The organism is Burkholderia sp. HAN2018 (genome assembly GCF_024704855.1).
GTDB lineage: Bacteria > Pseudomonadota > Gammaproteobacteria > Burkholderiales > Burkholderiaceae > Burkholderia > Burkholderia cepacia.
Map to the genome: position 1 here is coordinate 1 of NZ_QOBB01000274.1, position 8482 is coordinate 8482.

Annotated in this window: 7 protein-coding genes; 1 reads left to right on the forward strand and 6 read right to left on the reverse strand. The window is 69.4% G+C overall.

What is annotated here, in order from left to right; all coding sequences use genetic code 11:
* Positions 1 to 162 precede the first annotated feature (162 nt).
* The 5 genes from DPV74_RS36315 to DPV74_RS36335 all read right to left on the reverse strand — a co-directional run bounded on the left by DPV74_RS36315 (position 163) and on the right by DPV74_RS36335 (position 4384).
* Positions 163 to 1821 carry a cation acetate symporter gene (locus tag DPV74_RS36315; protein WP_119338936.1) on the reverse strand — a complete coding sequence of 553 codons (1659 nt, stop codon included), beginning with the start codon at positions 1819 to 1821 and terminating at the stop codon, positions 163 to 165.
* Positions 1818 to 2177, reverse strand: a complete 360-nt coding sequence (locus DPV74_RS36320) for a DUF485 domain-containing protein (RefSeq protein ID WP_119338937.1) — start codon at positions 2175 to 2177, stop codon at positions 1818 to 1820. The genes DPV74_RS36315 and DPV74_RS36320 overlap by 4 nt, the downstream gene beginning before the upstream one ends.
* Before the next feature lie 86 nt (positions 2178 to 2263).
* Positions 2264 to 3490, reverse strand: coding sequence for an FAD binding domain-containing protein (locus tag DPV74_RS36325; RefSeq protein ID WP_119338938.1), 1227 nt, complete (start codon positions 3488 to 3490; stop codon positions 2264 to 2266).
* A gap of 1 nt (position 3491) precedes the next feature.
* On the reverse strand, positions 3492 to 3977 hold the full coding sequence (locus tag DPV74_RS36330; RefSeq protein ID WP_059621258.1) for a VOC family protein: 486 nt from the start codon (positions 3975 to 3977) through the stop codon (positions 3492 to 3494).
* Between the two features lie 134 nt (positions 3978 to 4111).
* Complete coding sequence (locus tag DPV74_RS36335; protein WP_027792630.1) at positions 4112 to 4384, reverse strand: ubiquitin carboxyl-terminal hydrolase 14; 273 nt, start codon at positions 4382 to 4384, stop codon at positions 4112 to 4114.
* Positions 4385 to 4600: 216 nt separating this feature from the next.
* On the opposite strand from DPV74_RS36335, the gene DPV74_RS36340 reads away from it, so the two are divergent.
* Complete coding sequence (locus DPV74_RS36340; protein WP_119338939.1) at positions 4601 to 5872, forward strand: NAD(P)/FAD-dependent oxidoreductase; 1272 nt, start codon at positions 4601 to 4603, stop codon at positions 5870 to 5872.
* Positions 5873 to 5912: 40 nt separating this feature from the next.
* Here DPV74_RS36340 and DPV74_RS36345 read toward each other — a convergent pair.
* The coding region (locus DPV74_RS36345) for an ATP-binding protein (protein WP_119338940.1) at positions 5913 to 8482 on the reverse strand (2570 nt) is incomplete at its 5' end.

Consider the following 8482-nt stretch of genomic DNA (forward strand, 5'->3'; position numbering starts at 1 on the left):
GGGGTGCCGGCGCTGCCGGCGGCCGACGCGGACTGTCCGGCGACGGCGGTGCCCGCGAACGCGGCAAGCGCGCCGAGCAGGCGGCGGCGTCCCGGCGACGGGCAGCAGGTGCAATTCAGCATGGTGTCTCTCATGGTGTATCGAGGGTGCTTGACGTGCGGTTCAGCCGCGTTGCGTGATGGTCGTGGTGGTGCCCGCCGTGAGGCCCATCTCGCACGCGACGAGTTGCGTGTCGAACTGCGCGCGCTCGCGTTGCGCACGCGCCGAGCGATCGGTGACGGAGAACAGGACAACACCGGCGAAGGCCGCCGCCATCGAGAACAGCGCCGGGTATTCGTACGGATAGACCGCGTGAGCATGGCCCAGTACCTGGACCCACACGGTCGGGCTCAGCACGGTGAGCGTCACCGCGGTGGCGAGCCCGAGCAGGCCGCCCAGCACCGCGCCGCGCGTCGTCAGCCCGCGCCAGTAGATCGAGAGCAGCAGCACCGGGAAATTCGAGCTGGCCGCGATCGAAAACGTGAGGCTGACGATGAACGCGATGTTCTGCTTCTCGAACGCGATGCCGAGCAGGATCGCGAGCACGCCGAGCACGACGGTCGTGGCGCGCGCCACGCGCATTTCGTCCCGGTCGGACGCCTGCCCGCGCCGCAGCACGTTCGCGTAGAGGTCGTGCGAGATCGCCGACGAACCCGCGAGCGTGAGCCCGGCGACCACGGCCAGGATGGTCGAGAACGCGACCGCGCAGATGAAGCCGAGGAACACGTTGCCGCCGACCGCGTGCGCGAGGTGGATCGCCACCATGTTCGCGCCGCCGGCGATCGCGCCGGACGCGTCGTGGTACTGCGGGTCCGATGCGACGAGCGCGATGGTGCCGAAGCCGATGACGATGATCAGCACGTAGCCGGCGCCGACGATCCCGGTTGCGTAGAGGATGCTCTTGCGGGCCGCCTTGACGTCGCCGACCGTGAAGAAGCGCATCAGGATGTGCGGCAGGCCCGCGGTGCCGAAGATCAGCGCGAGGCCGAGCGACACGGCCGAGACCGGATCGGACACCAGCCCGCCGGGGCGCATGATCGCCGCGTGTTTCGGGTGAACGAGAATCGCCTGCGCGAACAGCGCGTCGAGACTGAAGCCGAAACGGCTCAACACCATGATCGCCATGAACGCCGCGCCGGCGAGCAGCAGCACGGCCTTGATGATCTGGATCCAGGTGGTGGCCAGCATCCCGCCGAAGAACACGTAGACGACCATCAGCACGCCGACGACCAGCACCGCGACCGTGTAGTTCAGGCCGAACAGCAGCTCGACCAGCTTGCCCGCGCCGACCATCTGCGACACGAGATACAGCAGCACGATGACGATCGAGCTCGACGCCGCGAACGCGCGGATCGGCCGTTGCCGCAGGCGATACGACACGACGTCGGCGAGCGTGTACTTGCCGAGGTTGCGCAGCGGCTCGGCGATCAGGAACAGGATGATCGGCCAGCTCGCGAGAAAGCCGACCGAATAGATCAGCCCGTCGTAGCCGCTCGTGAACACCAGCGCGGAGATGCCGAGCAGCGACGCGGCCGACATGTAGTCGCCGGCGATCGCCCAGCCGTTCTGGAACGCGGTGATCTTGCCGCCCGCCGCGTAGTGGTCGGCCACGCTGTGGTTCTTGCGCGCGGCCCAGCGCGTGATGAAGAGCGTCGACGCGACGAACACGACGAACATGCCGATCGCGACCGGATTGTGCCCGTGGGCGAGCGTGGCCGGGCCGGCCGCGAACGCCGGTGCACAGCCGCAGGCGGCGAACAGTGCGGGGAGCAGGCGTTTCATGATGCGTCTCCGTGGCGAAGGGCCGCGACGACCGTGTCGTGCACCGCATTGGCGCGGAACACGTAAAGCGCGACCAGCGCGAACGTTGCGACGAACATGCCGAACCCGACCGGGATGCCCCACGGGGTCGGCCGGCCCGGCACGATCGGCGTGCCGAGCAGCGTCGGCGAAAACGCCAGCGTCAGGATGAACGCGAAATAGAGGGCGAGCATGACGAACGTCAGCGACCAGGCGAACAGCCTTCTGCGCCGGACTTGCTCGCGAAAGCGGGCATCGCGCAGCAGCGGATGCGTGGCATGTGACGGTGCGGCCGGTTCGGGCGCGGTGCCGGCGGTAGCCGAAAGCGGGTGGTTCACGGTGTCTCCTTCTCGTCTGGAATGGCCTGGCATGGCATGGCTTGGCGACGGGCGCCGCGCGTGTCGCGCACGGCGCCCGTGCGTGCTCAGAAATGCGGCGGGACGGCGGTTTCCCGCATCACGACTTCCGGCGTGCGATAGCGCTCGGCCATTTCGCGCTCGGTGTCGTTCTTCAGTTGCGCCTGCATGTAGGCGCCGAGGTGCCGCGCGTGCTCCACGATCGCCGCGCCGAATGCCGTGCGCGTCTCGCTGTATTCGCACAGCGCGTCGAGCGTGTCGGCGCGCGTGGCGAGTGCCGTGACGAGCGCGAGGGCATCGCCGGCGGCCTTCGTGACGCCCATCCCGCAATGCGGCCGCGCGACGAACGCGGCGTCGCCGAGCAGCGCGATCCGGCCGAACGCCATGTTCGGCACTTCGAGGTCGTAGATCGGCTGGAACAGCGGCTGCGTCGCGCGCGCGACGACCTCGGCGAACTGCGGCGCCAGCAGCGCGTGGGCGGCGTCTTCCATGTCGTCGAGCACCTCGCGCCGGATCAGCGTCGGCGGAATGCCGCCCGCCCACAGCTTGCCGGTCGCGTCGGTGAGCAGGTTCGGCAGGTCGGTGTCCTCGCGGGTCGCGCGATACCACACGAAGTTGTAGCGGCGCTCGCCCGGCTTCGTGCTGTTGCCCTGGCCGGCGACCGGATAACCGAGGATCTGTTCGTGCGGCGGCAGGCCGAACGCGAAATTCCCGAACAGCGTCGCGTGGGTGGACTCCGACAGCCCGGGTTCGTCGACCAGCCCGCGCCACGCGACGTAGCCCGCATATTGCAGCCGCGCGTCCGGCAGGAATTTCTCGCGGATCGCCGAGCGGAAGCCGTCGGCCGCGATGACGAGGTCGGCATGCACGACCGAGCCGTCGGCGAGCGTGACCGACGCGTGCCCGGGGCCGTCCGCGACGTCGGTGACGACCGCGCCCGCGCGGTAATGCTGGTCGGGCAGCGCCGCGCGCAGCACGTGGTACATCTTGCTCCACGCGGTGAGCGTCTGCGGCATCCGGCGTTCCGATACGACGGTGCCGTCGCGGCCCAGCGTGATCCGCGACTCGACCTTCACGCCGATCGATGCGTCGATGCGCACGCCCGCGGCGCGCACCACGTCGAACAGTTCGGGGTGCGTGACGATCCCGGCGCCGCGGCCCGACAGCGCGTCGGGCACCCGTTCGAACACGTCCACGTCCCAGCCGTTGCGCAGCAGGAGATTCGCGGCGAACAGGCCGCCCAGCGAGCCGCCGACGATCGCGGCCTTGCGTTTGGTCGAAGTGCCGTGGTTCATGTCAGTCTCCGTGTGCTTGCGAGTCGCCGGCCGGTACCGCGGCGGGCAGTGTCAGCCCCGCGACTTCGGCGGCGGGGAAGTTGAGTTCGATCGTCACGCCGGACGGGTCCTCGATGAACACCTGGTGCAGCCCGAGGCTCGGCACGGTGCGATCGCGCCACGCGACGTGTTCGGCGCGCAGCGTGTCCCACATCGCCTCGACGCCGGTCGCGAGGAATGCGATGTGGTCGACCGTGCCGGTACCCGACGCCGGCAGCGTCTTGTCGCCGAGATAGGCCGCGAGCCCGTCCGGGTTGGCCGGGTCGACGCCGATGATGTGGACCGTGCCGTAATCGCTTTCGTCGCCGCCCTTGTAGAGCCATGCGCCGGGAAAGTCGAACGGCGGCCGGTAGCCGCGTTTGAAGCCGAGCACACGTTCGTAGAACCGGCACGATCGCTCGAGATCGAGCGTGCGGATCGAGTAGTGCGCGAGTCTGGATACCGTCATGACGAACCTCTTGTTTATCGATAGATAAGTTATCGTTCGATAAATACTAGTCGAAAAAAGCGGCGAGAAGAAGCCGCGATCGAACCGTGTATACCCTCGGTCGAAAACGGTGCCGGACAGAGGTGCGCGGCAGGTTACGGCGTGATTTCGCCGGCCATCACGTCGTCCGCATAGCACCAGACCCAGCGCTCGCCGGGCTCGATCGAACGGGCGAGCGGGTGCGTCGTTTCATGAAAATGCCGGCTGGCATGACGGTTCGGCGACGAGTCGCAACAGCCGACATGCCCGCAGCTCAGGCACAGGCGCAAATGCACCCATCGGCTGCCGGACTTCACGCATTCCTCGCAGTAGTCCTTGTCGGTGTTCAGGATGCGCGCTTCACCGAGATGGGTGCAGGTCGTGGCCATCTGTCGCTCCGATGCCGGCGCCGGGGGGCGCTCGCAGCACGGCCGGCGCGAAGCTGCGAGCGGGGGGAACCCGATTCATTGTGGACGGCGCGCACCGCGCGCGAACCTTAATTCTTATGAAATGCGGCGGCCGCGGCGACGATGACGACTACAGTCACGCGTACGGCCGGCGCGGGAGCCGGCCGGGATCCGACACGCGGTCACCGGGAGACGCTCATGGCGCAGTCGCAGCATGTCAAGGTCATCGGCCTGCCTCACAGCAAGGAGGCCTACGCGATCCGCGACTTCCTGAAGCGCGGCGTGGTCGAGTACGAATGGTGCCAGCTGACGTCCGACACCGATTGCGTGCGCGAACTGGGCATCGCGCCGCTGCGCGACGTCCGGCTGCCGGTGGTCGTCTTTCCGGACGGCACGTGCATCTACCAGCCGACGCTGCCGGAGATCGCCGCGAAGCTCGGCTGGGTCTCCCGGCCGCGCTTCATCGAGTACGACGTCTCGATTTACGGCGCCGGCCCGGCCGGCCTGTCGGCGGCCGTCTATGCGGCGTCCGAGGGGCTGCGGGCCGTCGTGATCGAACGCGACGCGATCGGCGGGCAGGCGGGCACGAGTTCGCTGATCGAGAACTACATGGGCTTTCCGGACGGTATCCCGGGCGCCGAGCTGGCGGAACGCGCGCGCCAGCAGGCGGTGAAGTTCGGCGTCGAGTTGCTGATGATGCGCGAGGGCGTGCATGCGACGTTCGTCGACGGCAAGATCCGCGTCGACATGGCCGACGGCTCGATCCTGACCGCGCGCTCGAACATCTGCGCGACGGGGATCGAATACCGCAGTCTCGGCCTGCCCGACGAATCGAGGTTTCTCAACGCGGGCCTGTATTACGGCGCGGGATCGAGCGAAGCGCCGATGTGCGAGGGCAAGCACGTGTTCATCGTCGGCGGCGGCAATTCGGCCGGGCAGGCCGTGATGAACTTCGCGCGGCACGCGCGCGAAGTCACGATGATCGTCCGGGGCGCGTCGCTCGCGGCGACGCTGTCGCGCTACCTGATCGACCGGATCGAGCGCATGCCGAACGTGACGGTGCGCTACGGCACGACCGTCGACGCGCTGCAGGGCGACGGCCGGCTCGAGGCGATCGTGCTGCGCACGGAAGACGGCGCGCGCGACGTGCTGCCGGCCACGCACCTGTTCGTCTGCATCGGCGGCGCGCCGAACACCGAATGGGCGCGCGACACCGACATCATCCGCAATCCGGGCGGCTACCTGGTGACGGGCAGCGACCTGTACGACTGCCCGGACTTCGCGCGCGTGTGGCCGCTCGAGCGCCGGCCGTACTACCTGGAAACCAGCGTGCCCGGCTCGTTCGCGGCGGGCGACGTCCGTTCGGGATCGGTCAAGCGGGTGGCGTCGGCGGTCGGCGAAGGGGCGATGGCCGTCACGTTCGTGCACCGGTTCCTCGGCGAGGACGCGCACCGGCCGAGCGGAACCTGAATCGCGCGGCGCGGGTGACGGCCCGCGCCGGTCGCTTGCGTCAGCCCGCCGTCGACACCGGCAGCCGGAACGTCAGCACGGATCCGCCGTCGCCGCGCGGCGCGGCTTCGAGCGTGCCGCCGTGCGCTTCGACGATCGAGCGGCAGATCGCGAGCCCCATCCCCATGCCGTTCGATTTCGTCGTGAAGAACGCGTCGAAGATCCGGTTCGCGATCCCGGCGTCGATGCCCGCGCCGCGGTCGGCAATGGAGACGGTCGCGTAGCCGTCGCCGGCCTGCGACGCGATGTCGAGTTCGCGCGATGCCGCCTGCCCGTCCATCGCGTCGAGCGCGTTGGTGACCAGGTTCAGGATCACCTGCTGGATCTGCGTGCGATCGGCCATCACGCGGATCGCGGCGCAATGCAGGTCGACGCGCAGCGCGACCTGCTTCGCGTCGATTTCGGTCGCGGTGAGGTGCAGCATGTCGCGGATCAGGTCGTCGATCGCGAGCGGCGCGAGCGCGGGCGGCGCCTGGCGGGCGAGCGAGCGCAGCGCGCGCACGATGTCGGCCGCGCGGACGCCGGACGCGCGGATGTCGTCGAGGCTCGCGAGCGCCTCGTCGAGATCGGGCGGGGTGCCGCGCAGCCAGCGCATGCCCGCGCCCGCGCTCGACACGATGCTCGTCAGCGGCTGGTTGATCTCGTGCGCGATCGACGCGGCCAGCTCGCCCATCACGGTCATGTGCGCGGTGCGCGCGAGCTCGGTGCGCGCATGCCGCAGCGCGGCCTCGGTTTCGAGCCGGCGCGCGTTTTCGTCGATCAGTTCCGCGTACAGCCGCGCGGACTCCAGCGCGTTGGCCGCCTGCGGCGCGAGCATTTCGAGCATCGCGATGCGGCGCGGCGAAAACACGCCGTTGCTCAGCGCATTCTCCAGGTACAGCACGCCGATCAGCACACCCTGCTTCAGCAGCGGCAGGCAGAACAGCGAACGCGTGGGGTGCGCGCGCAGGCTGTCGACGTGGTCGGGCAGGCCCTCGCGCTGCGCGTTCGCGAGCACGACCGGCTTGCGGGTGCGCGCGACGGTGTTCAGGATCGACAGCGGGACATCGTGCTCGGTGGGTTCGCTGCGGGCGATCTCGACGACCACGTCGCTGTCGACGATCCGCGCGGCGGCCTCGATCGTCAGCCGGTCGTTGCGGGCGAGCAGCAGCAGGCCGTAGCCGGCGCCTGCGTACACGATCATGTTGCGCATCAGCGTCTGGATCAGGCGCTCCAGCACGATTTCCTCGGATAACGAATGGGATGCGCGCATCGCGAGCGCGAAATCGAGGTCTTCGCGCGCGGGCACGGCCGCGCCGCCCGGCGGCGGCTCCATCACGAGGAACGTGTGCTGCGCTTCCAGCGCCTGCGCCTTGCCGGTCGCGCCCCAGCGCCGGTAGCACGCATGCGCAAGCCGCCACTGATGGCGCGCCGGGCCGGTGAGCCCGAGCGACATCGCGTGGCGCGCGGCCAGTTCGTGCGCAAGCGCCTGTTCGTGCACGAAACCCCGTTCCGCTGCGAGGCTGGCCGACGCGTCGTACTGCTGCATCGCCGCGACGTGGTCGCCGCGCACGCGCGCGAATTCTGCGTCGATCAGCGCGAGCTTGTTGCGGAACGTCGCCGGATTCCGCTCGCTCCAGCCGACGAAGCGCGCGCGCTGCGGCGCGAAGCGTTCGAGCAGCGGCCCGGGCGGCGTCGCGCCGCCGTCGGCCGCGATGCCGGCGAGCACGCTGAACAGGTGGAAATCGGACGTCATGATGTGCGCGGGCGTCGACCACGCGCTTGCCGCGGCCGCGTCGAGCGACGCGCGTGCCGCGGGTGCATCGCCGAAGATGAACGCCGCCTGGCCCGCGAGCACGTCGGTCCAGAACTGCAGGACCGACATCGGCGTTTTCGTCGACACGCGCATGCGCCACGTGCCGACCGGCCGGTCGTAGCCGAACTGCAGCGCGTCGACGAATTCCGACTGGGTGGACACGAGGTCGACGATGTCGTCGTAGCGCGCGCCGCGCGCGATCGCGAGCAACGGATCGATCTCGTCGCGAATCGCTGGCAGCGCTTCGCCCATCGACAGCAGGTCGCTGACGATGTGGTTGCAGCTGTAGCACATCCAGCGCAGCTCGGCGCTCGCATTGCCGGCCGCTTTCGCTTCGCGTGCGCGCTCGAGCGCGTACGACAGCGGCTGGGTCCACACGCTCACCTGGTCGAGCGCGATCAGCGTCGCCGAGCGGTAGCGCTCGAAGCCGTGGCGATCGACCAGCGCGAGCGCGACCTTCGCGAATTCGAAGCCGTCTTCATACGCGCCGTGATGCTCGGCGATGCTCACGCCGTACCACGCGAGCCCCTGCACCGATGCGGCGGTGACGCCGTGCTGCAGCGTCAGCCGGACCATCGTCGCGAAATGCAGCAGCGGCAGCCCGCCGCTCGGATAGAACATCGCGGCTTCGAGCGCGGTCAGCAGGGCCATCGTCGCTTCGACGCGCGTGTCCGTCATCACGGGCAGCCCGACCAGATCGCCGATCGCACGGCCGGCGAGCGCGTCGCGCACGGCGTCGCCGGCCGCCGCGAGATCGGCGGCGGTCGGCGCGGCCG